This is a genomic window from Pseudomonas sp. 2835 (assembly GCF_050435905.1).
Classification (GTDB): domain Bacteria; phylum Pseudomonadota; class Gammaproteobacteria; order Pseudomonadales; family Pseudomonadaceae; genus Aquipseudomonas.
In genome coordinates this window covers 20,064-37,643 of sequence record NZ_JBNDLE010000018.1, presented here as the reverse complement: position 1 = coordinate 37,643, position 17,580 = coordinate 20,064, and the positions used below count along the sequence as shown (strand labels likewise).

Here is a 17,580-nt window from a genome sequence, read left to right as displayed (position 1 = left end):
TTGACCAATTCCGACGCTCAAGGTCGGAATTGTCCAAATTGCCCCTACTCGTCGTCGTCGAAGTTGTAACTGCCCGGCGCGAGGTTTTCGAAGCGTGTGTACTTGCCGATGAAGGCCAGGCGGATAAAGCCGATCGGACCGTTCCGCTGCTTGCCGATGATGATTTCGGCAATGCCCTTGTGTTCGGTCTCCGGGTGGTACACCTCGTCGCGGTAAACGAACATGATCACGTCGGCGTCCTGCTCGATTGCACCCGATTCACGCAAGTCGGAGTTCACCGGGCGCTTGTTTGGCCGCTGTTCGAGGGAGCGGTTGAGCTGCGACAGGGCAACTACCGGGCAGTTGAACTCTTTGGCCAGGGCCTTGAGCGAGCGGGAGATCTCGGAAATCTCGTTGGTGCGGTTGTCGCCGCTGGAGCCCGGGATCTGCATCAGCTGCAGGTAGTCGATCATGATCAGGGCGATGTCGCCGTGCTCACGCACCAGGCGGCGGGTACGGGCGCGCATTTCCGACGGGCTGATGCCGGCGGTATCGTCGATGAACAGCTTGCGGTCGTTGAGCAGGTTGACCGCCGAGGTCAGGCGCGGCCAGTCGTCGTCTTCAAGCTGGCCGGAACGTACCTTGGTCTGGTCGATGCGCCCAAGCGACGACAGCATACGCATGATCAGCGATTCGCCTGGCATCTCCAGGGAGTACACCAGCACCGCCTTGTCGCTGCGCAGTACGGCGTTCTCTACCAGGTTCATGGCGAAGGTGGTCTTACCCATCGATGGACGGCCGGCGACGATGATCAGGTCGGCCGGTTGCAGGCCGCTGGTCTTCTCGTCGAGGTCGGTGTAGCCGGTGGACAGGCCAGTGATCGCACTGTCGGTGTTGAACAGCGTGTCGATGCGGTCGATGGCCTTGGTCAGCAGGTCGTTGACGCCCACCGGGCCACCGGTCTTCGGTCGCGCTTCGGCGATCTGGAAGATCTGCCGTTCGGCTTCGTCGAGGATCTCGGCGGCGTTGCGCCCTTGCGGGTTGAAGGCGCTGTCGGCGATCTCGTTGCTGATGCTGATCAGCTGGCGCAGGGTCGCCCGCTCACGAATGATCGCGGCATAGGCCTTGATGTTGGCCACCGACGGGGTGTTCTTGGCCAGCTCGCCCAGGTAACCCAGGCCGCCAACCTGCGAACTCAAGCCTTCCTTGTCCAGCTGCTCGTGCAGGGTTACCACGTCGAACGGGGCGTTCTGGTCGGCGAGCTTGTGGATGGCGCGGAAGATCAGGCGGTGGTCATGCCGGTAGAAGTCGCCGTCGGAGACTTGATCGAGCACGCGCTCCCAGGCGTTGTTGTCCAGCATCAAGCCACCGAGCACGGCCTGTTCGGCCTCGATGGAATGCGGCGGCACCTTCAGGGCAGCGGTTTGCAGATCATATTGCTCGGGGGCGGTTATCTCGTTCATGGCCACGCAGGAATCAGGGTGATGAAAAAGACAAAGGGCACGACCTGCAAAGCAGGATCGTGCCCGATGTTAACCGGCTGACACCCAAGGTGCCAGCCGATCGGTACAGCTTAGGCTGCGACAACAACCACGCGAACGGTGGCTTCAACGTCGCTGTGCAGGTGCACGGCAACGTCGTATTCGCCGACGTTACGGATGGTGCCGTTCGGCAGACGAACTTCAGCTTTAGCCACTTCAACGCCGGAGGCGGTCAGGGCATCAGCGATGTCGTGGGTGCCGATCGAACCGAACAGCTTGCCTTCGTCACCGGCGGTGGCAGTGATGGTCACTTCCAGCTCAGCCAGTTGGGCAGCGCGAGTTTCGGCCGAAGCTTTTTTCTCAGCAGCGATTTTTTCCAGCTCAGCACGACGCTCTTCGAACGCAGCCAGGTTGGCAGCGGTCGCAGCGGTGGCTTTGCCGAATGGCAGCAGGAAGTTACGACCGTAACCGGACTTAACTTTTACCTTGTCGCCCAGGTTGCCCAGGTTGGCGACTTTTTCCAGCAGGATCAGTTCCATTTGGTAATAACCTCTTAACTTTTAACCTTCACCGTTCGCGGAATCGTTATCGGCACCTTTTGGGGGCGCCTTGCGACCGCGAAAATCAATCAGGCTGTCGACAATGGCCAGGACCACGAGCAACGGATAAGTCAGCTGCATAAACAGCACCAGCGTCACGTACAACCCGACCAGCCAGAACTTGGCCAATCGACCTTGTGCCACCAGCCCATGCAGCAGGGCGAGCCCTGCAAACATCAGCGGAATGCTGCACAGGGGTGTCAACATCGCCAGCTCAGGACCGAAATTCGGCCCCACCAGCATGAGCACCACCAGCACCAGCGCCGGCACCAGGGGGAGCCTGACCGCTTGAAACTCGCGACCAAAACCACCCGGGTTATACAACAACGCCTGCCAGTAACGGCCCAACATCAGGGCCAGCACACTGACGGCTTGCAACAACGCCGCAATCAGGCCGACGAGCACCGGCGCAATAAGGCTTCCAAGGCGGCCCCGCTCCTCTACCGATAACTGTTGGTAGAGACCGTCGAGCATCTGCGGCAGGGCTTTTTCAAGCGCTCCAGCCAGAGCTTCAATCGGTTCGCGGAATACCGAACCCAGTACAACCCCATACACCAGGCCCATGCCGATGCTGAACAACAGCACCCGGTTCCAGGACTGCCCGGCGCGCAACAGCGCCGCCAGACCCAGCGTACCCAGCAACACCATCAAGGTGCGCGGCTCGCCGAAGAACCACCAGGCCATCGCCGGCAACAAAGCCCAGGCGAGGACACCGGAAGCGTCCTTGAAACCGCGCCGCAGGAACACCAGGCTCCCGGCGGCGGCACTCAACCAGAACAACAGCGGCAAAGCCGCACAACCCACCACCACGAGGGTGGCTTGCACGCGACCGCGCATGATGAAATCAGCCAAGGCGCGCATGCATTTTATCCTTTGCTACTTGTCGACGACCCGGTCTCAGCGGCCGTGGCTGTCGGTGTAGGGCAGCAGGGCCAGGAAGCGGGCGCGCTTGATAGCGGTAGCCAGCTGACGCTGATAACGAGCTTTGGTACCGGTGATACGGCTTGGAACGATTTTGCCGGTTTCGGATACATAAGCTTTCAGGGTGTTGAGATCTTTGTAATCGATCTCTTTCACGTCTTCAGCAGTGAAGCGGCAGAATTTACGACGACGGAAGAAACGTGCCATGTAATAGGCTCCTCAAAAGGTCCGTGGATTACTCGTCAGCGTTATCGCTGTTGTCGCTGTCATCACTATCAGCGCTTTCGGCGCTTTCGTGCTCAGGACGGTCGCGACGCTCACGGCGCTCACTGCGGTTCTCTTCAGCCTTGAGCATCTCGGACTGGCCGGTAACGGCTTCGTCGCGACGGATGACCAGGTTACGGATCACGGCATCGTTGTAGCGGAAGTTGTCTTCCAGCTCGGCCAGGGCCTTGCCGGTGCACTCAACGTTCAGCATCACGTAGTGAGCCTTGTGAACATTGTTGATTGCGTAGGCCAGTTGACGACGGCCCCAGTCTTCCAGACGGTGGATTTTACCGCCGTCTTCTTCGATCAGCTTGGTGTAACGCTCAACCATGCCGCCGACTTGCTCGCTCTGGTCAGGGTGGACCAGAAAGATGATTTCGTAATGACGCATGAATGCTCCTTACGGGTTGTAGTCTGCCACCAGAGTGGTCAGACAAGGAGTGAAGGACACTTGTATGTCTTGCCCTGGGAAGAGGCGCGTGAACGCCTGCCAACATGGCAAGGGGCGCAATTGTAGAGAAGCGCCGAAAGACAAGCAAGGTAATTGGTGAATTATTGAGCAGTACCGCGGTGCTGCAATCGCCGGCAAGGCCGGCTCCCACAGACTGGCACAACACCTGTGGGAGCCGGCCTTGCCGGCGATGGGCTGCGAAGCGGCCCCGCAGAGATCAGCCCTTGGCTTTGGCCTGGCGCTGACGAACGGCCTCGAACAGGCACACGCCCGTCGCCACCGACACGTTCAGGCTGCTGACGCTGCCAGCCATCGGCAGCTTGACCAGAAAATCACAGTGCTCGCGAGTCAAGCGGCGCATGCCCTTGCCCTCGGCGCCCATGATCAGGATGGTCGGGCCGGTCAGGTCCTGCTGGTACAGCTCCTGTTCGGCCTCGCCCGCAGTGCCGACCACCCACAAACCGCGTTGCTGGAGCTTCTCCAGGGTCCGCGCCAGGTTGGTCACCGCCACCAGCGGAATGACCTCGGCCGCACCGCAGGCCACTTTCCGTACCGCAGGGGTCAGGGTCGCCGACTTGTCTTTGGGCACTACCACCGCCAGCGCGCCGGCGGCATCGGCGGTGCGCAGGCAGGCGCCGAGGTTGTGCGGGTCGGTGACGCCGTCGAGCACCAGGATCAGCGGCGCGCCTTCGGTGCGGTCGAGCAGCTCTTCAAGCATCGCCTCGCCCCAGACCTGGCTCGGGCTGACTTCAGCCACCACGCCCTGGTGCACGCCTTCAACCCAGGCATCCATCTCGCGGCGTTCGGCCTGGCCGACCGCCACGCGGTTTTGCCCGGCCAGCTCCAGCAACGCCTGCAGGCGCGGCTCGCTGCGCCCTTCGGACAGCCAGATCTGCTTGACCCGCTTGGGGTGATAACGCAACAGGGCTTCCACGGCATGCACGCCGTAGATTTTTTCCAACTGACTCATGACTTGGCCTTGGGTTTACGTGACGCGGAGCCGGCTTTCGGCGGCCCTTTACGGTGCTTGCTCGGTTTTTCCGATTTGCCCGACTTCGACGCAGGCTTGCCGCCTGCGTGCTTGGCATCGGACATCAAGGCCTTCTTCATTTCCCGGCTCTTGCGCACTTCAGCGTTGTTGGCCACGGCATTGGCAGGGAAATAGGCTTCGGCAGTTTCGTTCTTGCGGCTGCGACGCGCAGGCTCTGCAGCCTTGGCCGGCGCCTCGGCCTTCTTGTCGAGCACCGGTACCGGCTTGCCGTCCTGAGGGCGCACGCCTTCGCCACGCTGCTTGCGGCCAATCGGCGCCTTGAGGGTGTTCTCGGCCATCTCGAAGTCGATCTTGCGCTGCTCGAGATCGACGCGCATCACCCGCACTTCGACGGTGTCACCCAGGCGGAAGCTGCGCCCGGTACGCTCACCGGCCAGGCGGTGGTGCACAGGGTCGAAGTGGTAGTAGTCACCCGGCAGGGCGCTGACGTGGACCATGCCTTCGACATAAATGTCGGTCAGCTCGACGAACAGGCCAAAGCCGGTCACCGCGGTGATCACACCCGGGAAGCTCTCGCCGACGCGGTCTTTCATGTACTCGCACTTGAGCCAGTTGACCACGTCGCGGGTGGCCTCGTCGGCACGCCGCTCGCTCATCGAGCACTGCTCGCCGAGCTGCTCCAGGGTCGCCTCGTCGTACGGGTAGATGCGCGCCTTGGGGATGCTCATCGCACCGGCACGCTTGACGTGCGGGGTTTCCTGACGTGAACGGATCACGCTGCGGATCGCTCGGTGGGTGAGCAGGTCCGGGTAGCGACGGATTGGCGAGGTGAAGTGGGTGTACGCCTCGTAGTTCAGGCCGAAGTGGCCGTTGTTGTCGGCGCTGTACACCGCCTGGCTCAGGGAGCGCAGCATCACGGTCTGGATCAGGTGGAAATCCGGGCGGTCGGCGATGCTCGCCAACAGCGCCTGGTAATCCTTCGGCGACGGACCGTCCTTGCCTTTGTGCAGGGACAGACCCAGCTCGCCGAGGAAAGCGCGCAGTTTTTCCAGGCGCTCCGGTGGCGGGCCGTCGTGAACACGGTACAGAGCCGGGATTTCGTGCTTCTTGAGGAACTCGGCGGTGGCCACGTTGGCCGCCAGCATGCACTCTTCGATCAACTTGTGAGCGTCGTTGCGCACGGTCGGGCGGATTTCGGCGATCTTGCGCTCGGAACCGAAGATGATCCGGGTTTCCTGGGTTTCGAAGTCGATCGCACCACGGGTATGACGGGCCGCCAGCAGCACCTTGTACAGCGCATAAAGCTGCTTGAGGTCCGGCACCACTTCGCTGTACTGCTCGCGCAGGGCCTTGCCTTCGCGGGTACGGGCGTGTTCGAGCATGCTGCTGACTTTGTTGTAGGTCAGGCGTGCATGGGAGTGGATCACCGCTTCGTAGAACTGGTAATCAACCATCTGCCCGGACTTGTTGATGGTCATTTCACAGACCATCGCCAAGCGGTCGACGTGCGGGTTCAGCGAGCACAGGCCGTTGGACAGCTCTTCAGGCAGCATCGGTACCACGCGCTCGGGGAAGTACACCGAGTTGCCACGCACCTGGGCTTCGGCATCCAGGGCAGAGCCCAGGCGCACATAGCTGGAAACGTCGGCAATGGCCACGTACAGGCGCCAGCCACCGGAAAACAGGCGCAACTTGCCCAGGCTCTCGCAGTACACCGCGTCGTCGAAGTCGCGCGCATCTTCGCCGTCGATGGTGACGAACGGCAGATGGCGAAGGTCGATGCGGTGCTCTTTGTCTTTCTCTTCGACTTCAGGCTTGAGCTTGCGCGCTTCCTTGATCACCGCTTCTGGCCAGACGTGCGGAATATCGTAGCTGCGCAGGGCAACGTCGATTTCCATGCCCGGGGCCATGTAGTTGCCGATCACTTCGGTAACGTCGCCCTGGGGTTGGAAGCGCGGGGTCGGCCAGTGAGTGATCTTGACCTCGACGAACTGACCGATCCTGGCACCGCCGTTACGCCCCGGGGTGATCAGCACTTCTTGCTGGACCTTGGGGTTGTCGGGGGTGACAAAGCCGATACCGCCTTCTTCGAAGTAGCGGCCAACGATGCTTTCGTGGGCGCGGGAAATCACTTCGACCACCACGCCTTCGCGGCGGCCACGGCGGTCCAGGCCGGATACCCGGGCCAGGGCGCGGTCGCCATCGAACACCAGGCGCATTTGCGCAGGGCTCAGGAACAGGTCGTCGCTGCCGTCATCCGGAATCAGGAAACCGAAGCCATCGCGGTGACCGGCGATGCGGCCGAGGATCAGGTCAAGCTTGTCTACCGGGGCATAAGTGCCGCGCCGGGTATAGATCAGCTGGCCATCACGCTCCATCGCGCGCAGACGGCGGCGCAGGGCTTCGATCTGGTCTTCGGTGGTCAGGCCGAACTCTTCGACCAGCTGCTCACGGGCTGCCGGCGAGCCGCGCTCGTCCAGACGCTGGAGGATCAGCTCACGGCTAGGAATAGGGTTTTCGTATTTTTCCGCTTCACGAGCGGCCTCGGGATCGAGGGTCTGCCAATCGGCCATTAGGAGGGGTTCACCTTGTCTATATAAGGGTTAGTTTGGCATAGGCGTATTGAAACCGGAAATTTCAAGCTTGGACAGCCCTGTCAGAGCCCCCTGAATGCTGCCAAAACCATCATAAGGAACAACGACTTGAATTTTTTAAGATTTTTTCTGAACGGGGCTTTACAGCTCTCAGACGCATCCGTATAGTGCGCACCACAACGACGGACACCGTCGTTATAGTTGAGATGTAGCACGATGTGAAGCATCATGTTCCTCAGCGAAATGCCCAGATGGTGAAATTGGTAGACACGCCAGCTTCAGGTGCTGGTGACCTTACGGTCGTGGAAGTTCGAGTCTTCTTCTGGGCACCAATTTCAAATCTTAGAATTGCCTCTGGCTTCTGAGATTTACTGCAACACGCTACACTGTTTTCGTTACAAGCTACACCGCTTCATTTTGCCCAGATGGTGAAATTGGTAGACACGCCAGCTTCAGGTGCTGGTGACCTTACGGTCGTGGAAGTTCGAGTCTTCTTCTGGGCACCAATTCAGATCAAACCCGCGAAAGCGGGTTTTTTCGTTTCTGCCCTGCCCTTTTCCTCGCCTGCAATCCAGAAACGACCGATAGCCTGCTCATGAATTTTCCCTCACAAGGGCATTTGAGAAGCGATATCGATTATCATTGTTTCCAGATATGTAGCCGCAAGCGAGGAAGTACCCGCATGACGTTCCGCAATAACCCCCTGTTGCGCGGCCTGGCCGTCTCTGTTTTTGCCATGGTGCTCGGCACCCCAGCCGCCATGGCCGCCGACCCGGTGTCGCTGACCCTGTACAACGGGCAGCACAAGGAAATCGGGGAAGCCATCGCCAAGGCCTACGAGGCCAAGACCGGCATCCACATCAATATCCGCAAGGGCAGCAGCAACCAACTGGCCAGCCAGATCATCGAAGAAGGTGATCGCTCCCCCGCCGACGTCATTTACACCGAAGAATCGCCACCGCTGAACAACCTCGGCGAGCTGGGCCTGCTGGCCAAGATCGATGATTCGACCCTGCAAGTGCTGCCCAAGGAATACGTCGCCGCCAATGGCAGCTGGATGGGCGTCACTGCGCGTACCCGCGTAGTCGCCTTCAACCCCAAGGTGATCGACGAAAAAGACCTGCCGCCCTCGGTGATGGACTTCGCCGACCCCGAATGGGAAGGCAAGATCGGTTTCGTACCAACCAGCGGTGCCTTCCAGGAACAGGCCGTGGCCATCCTCAAGCTGCACGGCCGTGACGCCGCCGAAGAATGGCTGACCGGCCTCAAGGCCTTCGGCAAGACCTACACCAACAACATGGTTGCGCTCAAAGCTGTCGAGAACGGTGAAGTCGCCGCGGTATTGGTGAACAACTACTACTGGTATGCCCTGAAGAAAGAGCGCGGCCAGCTGGATTCAAAACTCTACTACCTGGCTGACGGCGACGTCGGCGGCCTGGTGACCATCTCCAGCGCCGCAGCGGTAAAAGCCAGCAAGCACCCGAAAGAAGCCCAGGCCCTGCTGGCCTGGATGGCCAGCGAAGCAGGCCAGCGGGTAATCACCCAGACCACTGCCGAGTATCCGCTGCATAAAGGCATGGTCTCGGACCAGGGCCTGAAGCCCTTCGCAGACCTGCGTCCGCCGAAAATTACCCCGGCCGACCTGGGTAACGCCGAAGAAGCCCTGGAGCTCGAACGCGAAGTTGGCCTGCTGTAATGAGCGCAGCCCTGCCCGCGGCCGCCCTGGCCAGCCGTTACGTGCCCAAGCGCAAGCGCCCGTCGACCTGGGTGGTGCTGCCAGTGTTGCTGCTGGTCGGGCTGAGCCTGCTGCCGCTGCTGTACGTGGCCCTGAAAACCTGGGAAGCCGGCTGGCGCGAAGCCTTGCACCTGCTCTGGCGCCCGTTCGTCTGGGGCCTGATGCGCAACACCCTGATGCTGATGGCCGGCGTCACCCTGGCCTGCATGGCCCTGGGCGTATCCCTGGCCTGGCTGCTGGAACGCAGTGACCTGCCCGGGCGGCGCCTGTGGGGCGTGATTCTGTGCCTGCCGTTTGCCGTGCCGGCGTTTGTCAGCGGTTTTACCTGGGTGTCGCTGAGCCCGCGCTTCGAAGGCCTGGGCGGCGCCATCCTGGTGATGAGCCTGTCCAAGTACCCACTGGTGTTCCTGCCGGTGGCGGCGACCCTGCGCAACCTCGATACCTCGCTGGAAGAGTCGGCACGGACCCTGGGGCAGACGCGCTGGGGCGTGTTCTGGCGCATCACCCTGCCGCTCCTGTGGCCGTCGATCATTGGTGGCAGCCTGCTGATTGCCCTGCACATGCTGGTGGAATTCGGCGCCCTGTCGATCCTCGGCCTGCAGACCTTTACCACGGCGATCTACCAGCAGTTCGAACTGGAATTCAGCAACGCCAACGCCGCGATGCTCTCGGCAGTGCTGTTGTTCATGTGCCTGCTGATGCTCTGGCTGGAGCTGCGCGTGCGCGGCAAGGCCCGCCATGTGCGCATCGGCCAGGGCGTGGCGCGGCGCGGTGCGCCGATTCGCCTGCGCGGGTGGATGCCGGTCGGGCAGCTGTATTGCCTGGTCCTGGCGGTGCTGGGCAGCGGTATTCCACTGGGCATGCTCGGCTACTGGCTGAGTGTCGGTTCATCGGCGGCCTTTCCGGTGGCCGATATCAGCCGCGCGCTGTTGTCGTCGCTGTCGCTGTCGCTGGGTGGTGCCGGCCTGAGCCTGCTGCTGGCGTTGCCGGTCAGTTTTCTGGTGGTGCGCTACAAAGGCCGCCTGGCGATCTGGGCCGAACGCCTGCCGTACCTGCTGCACGCCCTGCCCGGCCTGGTGATCGCCCTGACCCTGGTGTACTTCGCCCTGCACTATGTGCCGGCGCTGTACCAGACCACTGGCTTGTTGCTGCTGGCCTACGCCCTGCTGTTCCTGCCACTGGCCCAGGCGCCGGTGCGCACGGCCCTGAACAAGGCGGCGCCGCAGCTCGAAGAAGCCGCCCGCACCTTGGGCGCAACCCAATTCACGGCGTTTTGCCGGGTGACCCTGCCGATCATCTTCCCGGCCCTGGCGGCGGCGTTCGCACTGGTATTCCTGGATGCCATGAAGGAGCTGACGGCAACCCTGCTGCTCAGCCCGACCGGCATGACCACCCTGGCCACCGAAGTGTGGGCGCATACCGCCAACGTCGAGTTCGCGGCGGCAGCGCCGTATGCGGCATTGCTGATCCTGGTGTCGGGGTTGCCGGTGTACCTGCTCACTACGCGGATGTATCTGAACCGCGCGTGATACCTCAAAAGCATCGCGGGGCAAGCCCGCTCCCACCGTGGGAGCGGGCTTGCCCCGCGATTACTCTCAAGCGCGGAACTGCCCCAGGCTGGCCTTGAGCTGCGCAGCCAGGTCGTCTAGCACCTTGCTGCTGGCAGTGGTTTGCAGCACCACCTCGGCAGCCCGCTCGGCCTGGGCATGAATGGTCTGCACACGGCCACGCACCGCCTGCGCACCATGGGCCTGCTGCTCGGCTGCACGGGTAGCCAGGCCAATCGCCGCATGCACCTGCTCAACCGAAGCCTGCACCGACTGCTGCAAGCGCGCGTTGTCTCGCAGCACCAGCAAACCTTCGCTGGCCTGGCGCCCGGCCTGGCTGATCGCCGCCACCGCCTCTTTGGCGCCCTGCTGCAACGCACCGATGTGCGCCTGGATATCGCCGGTCGAACTCTGGGTCTTGCTCGCCAGCGCCCGAACCTCATCAGCCACCACGGCAAAGCCACGACCGGTTTCCCCGGCGCGCGCCGCTTCGATGGCGGCGTTGAGTGCCAGCAGGTTGGTCTGCTCGGCAATACCGTGGATCACAGTCAGCACCACCTCGATCTGCTCACTTTGCTGGGCCAGGCGCTCGATGACCTTGGAGCCGGTCTCGACCTGTCCGGCCAGGTCTTCGATGAGCTTGGCCACCTGGGTGGAGGTGCGACTGTTCTCATCGGTGGCCTGGCGAATATCCACCACCTGCTGCAAGGCCGATTGCATGGCCTGGCTTTCAGCCTGAGCCTCATCGGCCATGCTCGACAGGTCACGCAGGCTGGCAGCGACTTCATCGCGCTGCAACTCGGCAGCTGCGTCTGCACCGGCATTGCGTTGAGCCATGGCGCCGATCTCGATGCCGGTACGCTGAGCCACTTCGCCCGCCTCACGAACAATAGGTTGCAGCTTGGCGACGAACTGGTTGACCGCCGCCGCCATGTCGCCAATCTCGTCGCGACTGTCGATGGAAACCCGCTTGGTCAGGTCGCCCTCCCCCGCTGCCAGGTCGTTCAGCGCTGCGATCAGCAGGCGCAGCTTGTTGACCACACGCCGGCCAAGCACCACCGCAACCACCAGCAGCACGCCCAGGCCAACCAGGGCCAGCCCCACGCCGATGTTCCAGCGCAGGGTTGCCGCCGCGTCCTGGACGCTCTGCGAGGTGTTGGCCTGCATGCCGGCAGCGCTGGCCTGAGCCGCTTCCAGGCGTGCACGCAGGGCCTTGTTACTGTCGGCGGCGGCGCCCACCAGGCTGTCGCCGACCAGTTGATCACCACTGGCGATCAACGCCGAGAAGCGTTTGTCCAGCGCCACCAACTCGTGGTCGACCGCGGCAGTGGAGACACCCATCAACACCTTGCCGATCTCGACACCGTTGGGGTTGATCGAGGCCTCGACAAAGTACACCGACGGGTCGTTGCGCGCGGCATCCAACACCTTGTCCAACGCCCGCTCGCCCTGGCCCTTGTCCAGCAGCGCCTGGTTGATCGGATTCTGCCGATTGAGGTAGCGAGTCAGGTGCTGGCCCTGGGCGTCGTCGTAAACCACGAACAGTACGTTAGGGTTGCGCTGGGCCCGGCGGGAGAACTCCGACAGCGTCGGCACGTCGTTGTCCCACATGGCCCGTGGAGCCACCGAAGCAAGCAGCTCTGCCATATCGTTGGCCGAATCCTTGAGGTTCTTTTCCAGGGTCGCGCGCAACTGCGCCTGCTCATCCTGCAAACGCGTGGACAGGCCGGCGGTCAGGCGCTGGCGGGTACTGGCGGAGAGGCTGTCGAGCCCCGAGCTGACTTCCCGGCCGGCCTGTTCGAGCTCGGCGGAGAGTGTCTGGCTGTCGGCAGCCAGACGGTTGCCCAGATCGGCCTCCAGGGCAGTGACCGTGCTCCGGGTCAGCGCGACCGCGACCAGCACTTGCACCAAAAGAGCGATACCGAGAGCAACAAAGACAGGCCGCAACAGGCGGCTTCGTAACAGTGAGAGAACGGCGGACACGAAAGAACCCTCTACTTCTGGGGCCATTAAAGTGATGGCACCGCTGGAGTGATTCTTACAGCAAAGGTTGTGCCGATCAGCCGACAGAAACGACAAAGGCCCCTATCAAGGGGCCTTTGTCTTTACATCAGTCGCGGATCAGGCGAACGGATGACGCAGCACGATGGTCTCGTTGCGGTCCGGGCCGGTGGAGATGATGTCGATCGGCGCGCCGACCAGCTCTTCCACACGCTTGATGTAGGCACGGGCGTTGGCCGGCAGTTCTTCCAGGGTCTTGGCACCCAGGGTCGACTCGCTCCAGCCCGGCATTTCTTCGTACACCGGCTCCAGGCCGATGTAGCTGTCGGCGTCGGTCGGGGCATCGATAACGGCACCGTTCTCGTTCTTGTAGCCAACGCAGATACGGATGGTTTCCAGGCCGTCGAGCACGTCCAGCTTGGTCAGGCACAGGCCGGAGATGCTGTTGACGTCGATGGCGCGACGCAGGATAACGGCATCGAACCAGCCGCAACGGCGGGCGCGACCGGTGGTGGCGCCGAACTCGTGACCACGCTTGGCCAGGAAGGCACCGACGTCATCGAACAGTTCGGTCGGGAACGGGCCCGAGCCAACGCGGGTGGTGTAGGCCTTGGTGATACCGAGGATGTAGTCCAGGTACATAGGGCCAACGCCCGAACCGGTAGCGATGCCGCCAGCGGTGGTGTTGGAGCTGGTCACGAACGGGTAGGTACCGTGGTCGATGTCCAGCAGCGAGCCCTGGGCGCCTTCGAACATGATGTCCTTGCCAGCGCGACGCAGGTTGTGCAGCTCGGCGGTGACGTCGAGCATCATCGGCTTGAGCAGCTCGGCGTATTCCATGCACTCGTCCAGGGTTTTCTGGAAATCGATTGCAGGCTCTTTGTAGTAATTGACCAGCACGAAGTTGTGGTAGTCCAGCAGCTCGCCGAGCTTGGCAGCGAAGCGCTCGCGGTGGAACAGGTCACCGATGCGCAGGCCGCGACGGGCAACCTTGTCTTCGTAAGCTGGGCCGATGCCGCGACCGGTGGTGCCGATCTTCTGCTCGCCACGGGCTTTTTCACGAGCCTGGTCGAGGGCCACGTGGTACGACAGGATCAGCGGGCAGGAAGGGCTGATGCGCAGGCGCTCGCGCACTGGTACGCCTTTCTCTTCGAGCTTGTTGATTTCACGCAGCAGGGCGTCAGGTGCAACCACCACGCCGTTGCCGATCAGGCACTGCACGCCTTCGCGCAGCACGCCCGACGGGATCAGGTGCAGCACGGTCTTCTCACCGTCGATCACCAGGGTGTGACCCGCGTTGTGGCCACCCTGGTAGCGCACTACGGCGGCAGCATGTTCGGTCAGCAGATCGACGATCTTGCCTTTGCCCTCATCACCCCACTGGGTGCCCAGGACTACGACATTCTTACCCATAACACTTGTCCTCATTCGCGCAAACTTGGCGCCGGCTCGTGCCGGCGGGGAATCTCAAATGGCCAGCGGCAGAACCTGCCAAAGCCCGTTTTGCTGAATCAATTGCCGATCGCAATCCGCCTCGTCGGCGGCAGTCAATGGCTGACCAGGCAAGGCCTGAACCACCCGCTGACCTTCACTGCGCAATTGGCAGACCAACTGCCAGAGTGCCGCATCGCTGCTGTCGGGCATCCAGATCCCGCCAGACGGCAATACCACCTCGGCTCGCCCCAGTGTGACCAGGGTCTTCAAATCCGTGGAGAAACCGGTGGCCGGGCGTGCCCGGCCAAAGTCCGCTCCGATGTCGTCGTAACGACCGCCCTGGGCGATCGACTGACCGACACCCGGGACGAACGCGGCAAACACCACACCGGTGTGGTAGTGGTAGCCGCGCAATTCGCCCAGGTCAAAATACAGCGGCAGCTCGGGATAACGCGTGGCCAGCCGCTCGGCGATCGCCATCAAGTCATCCAGTGCTGCCAGTACCGCAGCCGGTGCACGCCCCAGGCGCACGCGCGCCTCAGCCAGTACTTCACGGCCGCCGCACAGCTCGGTGAGCGAGCGCAACATGCCGGCCAGATCGGCGGGCAGCTTGGCGGTCAGCTCGATCACTTCGTCGACGGCCTTGCGCTGCAGGGCATCGAACAGCTGCTGCTCGATCGCCCCCGACAAGCCGGCCGCACGGGCCAGGCCACGGTAGATACCGACATGGCCGAGGTCCATGTGCACGTCCGGCACATCGGCCAGTTGCAACATGGCCAGCATCAGGCTGATCACCTCGACATCGCTGACCGGGCTGGCGTCGCCGTACAGCTCGGCACCGAGCTGGATCGGGCTGCGCGAAGTCGACAGCGCCCGCGGCAAGGCGTGCAGCACGCTGCCGGCATAGCACAGGCGGCTCGGGCCTTCACGACGCAGGGTATGCGCATCGATGCGCGCAACCTGTGGAGTGATGTCGGCACGGAAACCCATCTGCCGGCCCGATTGCGGGTCGATGACCTTGAAGGTCCGCAGGTCCAGGTCCTGGCCGGCACCGGTGAGCAGCGATTCCAGGTACTCGATATGCGGGGTCACGACAAAGTCATAACCCCAGCTCTGGAACAGATCCAACACCTGCCGACGCGCGATCTCGATGCGCGCCGCCTCAGGTGGCAGTACTTCTTCGATGCCATCTGGCAGCAGCCAGCGGTCTACCGTTGCCATTACGCCATTTCCCCTATGGTCCGGGCGGCTTGCCCGTGGGCGAGCCTTGAGTGAAGCAGGTATCGGCAAACAATGGCGCGCAGCACCGATTCCAGCGCTACCGCCGTGCCTATACCCTCGAATACCTTGGGCTGCTCTGTAGACCCGAGCCGGGTTTGAACCGTTCGATCTTGCAGACGCAAAAAAGCCGGGAATTTCCCGGCTGCCGCATCATACACCCGTTTTCTCGCGGGATCACCCCGCCAGGCGTTTTAGCCGCCCGGCGGGGTTGATGCCTACTGCTTGGACTTGCCCATGAAGCGGAAGAAGTCGCTGCTCGGATCGAGCACCAGAACGTCGCTCTTGTCGGCAAAGCTCTCGCGGTAAGCCTTGAGGCTGCGATAGAACGCGTAGAAGTCCTGGTCCTGACCGTAGGCCTTGGCGTAGATCGCCGCCGCCTGGGCATCACCGTCACCGCGGGTTTCTTCCGATTCCCGGTAGGCTTCGGCCAGCAGAACCCGGCGCTGACGATCGGCGTCGGCACGAATGCCTTCAGCCAGCTCGTTACCCTTGGCACGGTGCTCGCGGGCTTCACGCTCACGCTCGGTGCTCATGCGCTCGAACACGCTGCGGTTGACTTCCTTGGGCAGGTCGATGGCCTTGACGCGAACGTCGACCACTTCGATACCCAGTTCCTTGCTGGCCATGCGGTTCAGAGAGGCAGTGATGTCAGCCATCAGCGCGTCACGTTCACCGGAGACCACTTCGTGCAGGGTGCGTTTACCGAACTGGTCACGCAGGCCGCTTTCCAGACGGCGCGACAGACGTTCGTCGGCAATCTGCTTGAGGCCCGAGGTTGCAGTGTAGAAGCGCTCGGCATCCTTGACCCGCCACTTGGCGTAGGCGTCGACCATCACCGCTTTCTTTTCCAGGGTCAGGAAGCGCTGGGTCGGGGCATCCAGGGTCATCAGGCGGGCGTCGAACTTGCGCACCTGGTTGACGTAAGGAACCTTCACATGCAGGCCGGGCTGGACATCAGCCTGGACCACACGACCAAATTGCAGGAGTACCGCACGCTCGGTCTGGGCCACGATGTAGAAGCTGTTCCAGGCCACGATCCCCAGCACCACGGCCACGATCAGGGCGATCAGCGATTTATTGCTCATCAGCGGCTCTCCCTAGTACGCAACTGTGTTTGCTGCTGTTGCAGTTCCGCCGCACGGGTGGCCGCATCAGCGTTGGCCGAAGGCGCCGCACTGGTGGCCGGCGCATTACGCGAACCACTGTTCTGGATCATCTTGTCGAGCGGCAGGTACAGCAGATTGCTCTGACCGTCCTTGCCGGAGACCAGGACCTTGCTGGTGTTGCTGTAGACTTCCTGCATGGTGTCCAGGTACAGACGCTGACGGGTCACTTCAGGGGCCTTGCGGTACTCGGCAACCAGCTTGGTGAAGCGGTCTGCCTCACCCTTGGCGCGCGAGACGACTTCGTCGCGGTAACCGTTGGCATCCTCGATGATCCGCTGGGCCTGACCACGGGCCTCTGGCACCACGCCATTGGCGTAGGACTCGGCCTGGTTGCGGGCACGCTGCTCGTCTTCACGGGCACGGATCACGTCGTCGAAGGCTTCCTGCACTTCACGCGGGGCTGCCGCGCTCTGTACGTTGACCTGGGTGACAGTGATACCGGTACGGTAGGTATCGAGGAAACGCTGCAGGCGCTCCTTGATTTCCACGGCCATCTGCTCACGACCTTCGGTCAGTACCTTGTCCATCGCGGTGGAACCCACCACGTGACGCAGGGCGCTGTCGGTCGCGTGCTGCAGGCTGACTTCAGGCTGATCGACGTTCAGCACGAAATCCTGCAGGTTGGTGATCTTGTACTGCACGGTCAGCGGCACCTCGACGATGTTCTCGTCTTCGGTCAGCATCTGCCCCTGCTTGGTATAGGCACGTTCGCGGGTAACGTTCTCCATGTACTTGCGATCGATCGGCGGGAAGTAGATGTTCAGGCCCGGCCCTACGGTCTCGTAGTATTTGCCGAAGCGCAGCACGACTGCCTGCTCCTGTTCGTCGACCACGTACACGGCGCTGTACAGCCAGATAGCTGCAAGCACGGCGAGACCGATGCCGAGCAGGCCGAAGCCACCGCCCTTGCCGATACCGCCATCACCACCGCGTTTCTTGCCGCTGCCGAACATGCCGTTCAGGCTGTCCTGCAGCTTGCGGAAGGCCTCGTCGAGATCCGGCGGCCCTTTCTTGTCGCCACCACGGCGCCCGCCCCACGGATCCTGATTGTTCGAGTTGCCACCCGGCTCATTCCAAGCCATAGCGCTCTCCATCTGATAAAGCAAAGACGCGCCCACGGCGCGCCGTCCAAT

General features: G+C 62.4%; 14 protein-coding genes, 2 tRNA genes and 1 pseudogene. 4 read left to right on the top strand and 13 right to left on the bottom strand.

Annotated elements, in window-relative coordinates; genetic code table 11:
• Positions 1-44: 44 nt before the first annotated feature.
• The 7 genes from dnaB to rnr form a co-directional block, all read right to left on the bottom strand.
• Complete coding sequence (gene dnaB, locus ABIE20_RS21600) at positions 45-1,442, bottom strand: replicative DNA helicase (protein WP_045196878.1); 1,398 nt, start codon at positions 1,440-1,442, stop codon at positions 45-47.
• Positions 1,443-1,552: 110 nt separating this feature from the next.
• Entirely contained in the window at positions 1,553-1,999 is a 447-nt protein-coding gene (gene rplI, locus ABIE20_RS21595; RefSeq protein ID WP_123564955.1) for a 50S ribosomal protein L9, read from the bottom strand.
• A gap of 21 nt (positions 2,000-2,020) precedes the next feature.
• Positions 2,021-2,920 carry a hypothetical protein gene (locus ABIE20_RS21590; RefSeq protein ID WP_045196874.1) on the bottom strand — a complete coding sequence of 300 codons (900 nt, stop codon included), beginning with the start codon at positions 2,918-2,920 and terminating at the stop codon, positions 2,021-2,023.
• Between the two features lie 36 nt (positions 2,921-2,956).
• A complete protein-coding gene (gene rpsR / locus ABIE20_RS21585) occupies positions 2,957-3,187 on the bottom strand; it encodes a 30S ribosomal protein S18 (protein WP_009403887.1) in 231 nt (76 codons plus the stop codon).
• Positions 3,188-3,215: 28 nt separating this feature from the next.
• Positions 3,216-3,638, bottom strand: a complete 423-nt coding sequence (gene rpsF / locus ABIE20_RS21580; protein WP_045196870.1) for a 30S ribosomal protein S6 — start codon at positions 3,636-3,638, stop codon at positions 3,216-3,218.
• A gap of 277 nt (positions 3,639-3,915) precedes the next feature.
• Positions 3,916-4,668, bottom strand: coding sequence for a 23S rRNA (guanosine(2251)-2'-O)-methyltransferase RlmB (gene rlmB / locus ABIE20_RS21575; protein ID WP_429507204.1), 753 nt, complete (start codon positions 4,666-4,668; stop codon positions 3,916-3,918).
• Entirely contained in the window at positions 4,665-7,262 is a 2,598-nt protein-coding gene (gene rnr / locus ABIE20_RS21570) for a ribonuclease R (RefSeq protein ID WP_429507203.1), read from the bottom strand. The genes rlmB and rnr overlap by 4 nt, the downstream gene beginning before the upstream one ends.
• A 266-nt stretch (positions 7,263-7,528) precedes the next feature.
• Between rnr and ABIE20_RS21565 the strand changes: the two genes are divergently transcribed.
• The 4 genes from ABIE20_RS21565 to ABIE20_RS21550 all read left to right on the top strand — a co-directional run bounded on the left by ABIE20_RS21565 (position 7,529) and on the right by ABIE20_RS21550 (position 10,547).
• Positions 7,529-7,615, top strand: a tRNA-Leu gene (locus tag ABIE20_RS21565).
• An 87-nt stretch (positions 7,616-7,702) separates the two neighbouring features.
• Positions 7,703-7,789: transfer RNA gene (locus tag ABIE20_RS21560), tRNA-Leu, on the top strand.
• A gap of 176 nt (positions 7,790-7,965) precedes the next feature.
• Positions 7,966-8,979: an extracellular solute-binding protein gene (locus ABIE20_RS21555; RefSeq protein WP_429507201.1), complete on the top strand. Its 1,014-nt coding sequence runs from the start codon at positions 7,966-7,968 to the stop codon at positions 8,977-8,979.
• Positions 8,979-10,547 carry an ABC transporter permease gene (locus tag ABIE20_RS21550; RefSeq protein ID WP_429507200.1) on the top strand — a complete coding sequence of 523 codons (1,569 nt, stop codon included), beginning with the start codon at positions 8,979-8,981 and terminating at the stop codon, positions 10,545-10,547. The genes ABIE20_RS21555 and ABIE20_RS21550 overlap by 1 nt, the downstream gene beginning before the upstream one ends.
• A gap of 66 nt (positions 10,548-10,613) precedes the next feature.
• Here ABIE20_RS21550 and ABIE20_RS21545 read toward each other — a convergent pair whose 3' ends face one another.
• The 6 genes and pseudogenes from ABIE20_RS21545 to hflK all read right to left on the bottom strand — a co-directional run bounded on the left by ABIE20_RS21545 (position 10,614) and on the right by hflK (position 17,529).
• Positions 10,614-11,318 carry a methyl-accepting chemotaxis protein gene (locus ABIE20_RS21545; RefSeq protein ID WP_408980944.1) on the bottom strand — a complete coding sequence of 235 codons (705 nt, stop codon included), beginning with the start codon at positions 11,316-11,318 and terminating at the stop codon, positions 10,614-10,616.
• Between the two features lie 201 nt (positions 11,319-11,519).
• A pseudogene (locus ABIE20_RS21540) lies at positions 11,520-11,732 on the bottom strand (methyl-accepting chemotaxis protein); the annotation flags it as partial.
• 954 nt (positions 11,733-12,686) lie between these two features.
• Entirely contained in the window at positions 12,687-13,979 is a 1,293-nt protein-coding gene (locus ABIE20_RS21535; protein ID WP_010221599.1) for an adenylosuccinate synthase, read from the bottom strand.
• Positions 13,980-14,033: 54 nt separating this feature from the next.
• Entirely contained in the window at positions 14,034-15,221 is a 1,188-nt protein-coding gene (locus tag ABIE20_RS21530; protein ID WP_429507198.1) for an ATP phosphoribosyltransferase regulatory subunit, read from the bottom strand.
• 275 nt (positions 15,222-15,496) lie between these two features.
• Positions 15,497-16,366 (bottom strand): protease modulator HflC, encoded by an 870-nt coding sequence (gene hflC / locus ABIE20_RS21525; protein WP_123564951.1) that lies wholly within the window; start codon positions 16,364-16,366, stop codon positions 15,497-15,499.
• Positions 16,366-17,529: an FtsH protease activity modulator HflK gene (gene hflK, locus ABIE20_RS21520; RefSeq protein ID WP_401288438.1), complete on the bottom strand. Its 1,164-nt coding sequence runs from the start codon at positions 17,527-17,529 to the stop codon at positions 16,366-16,368. The genes hflC and hflK overlap by 1 nt, the downstream gene beginning before the upstream one ends.
• Between the last annotated feature and the right edge of the window lie 51 nt (positions 17,530-17,580).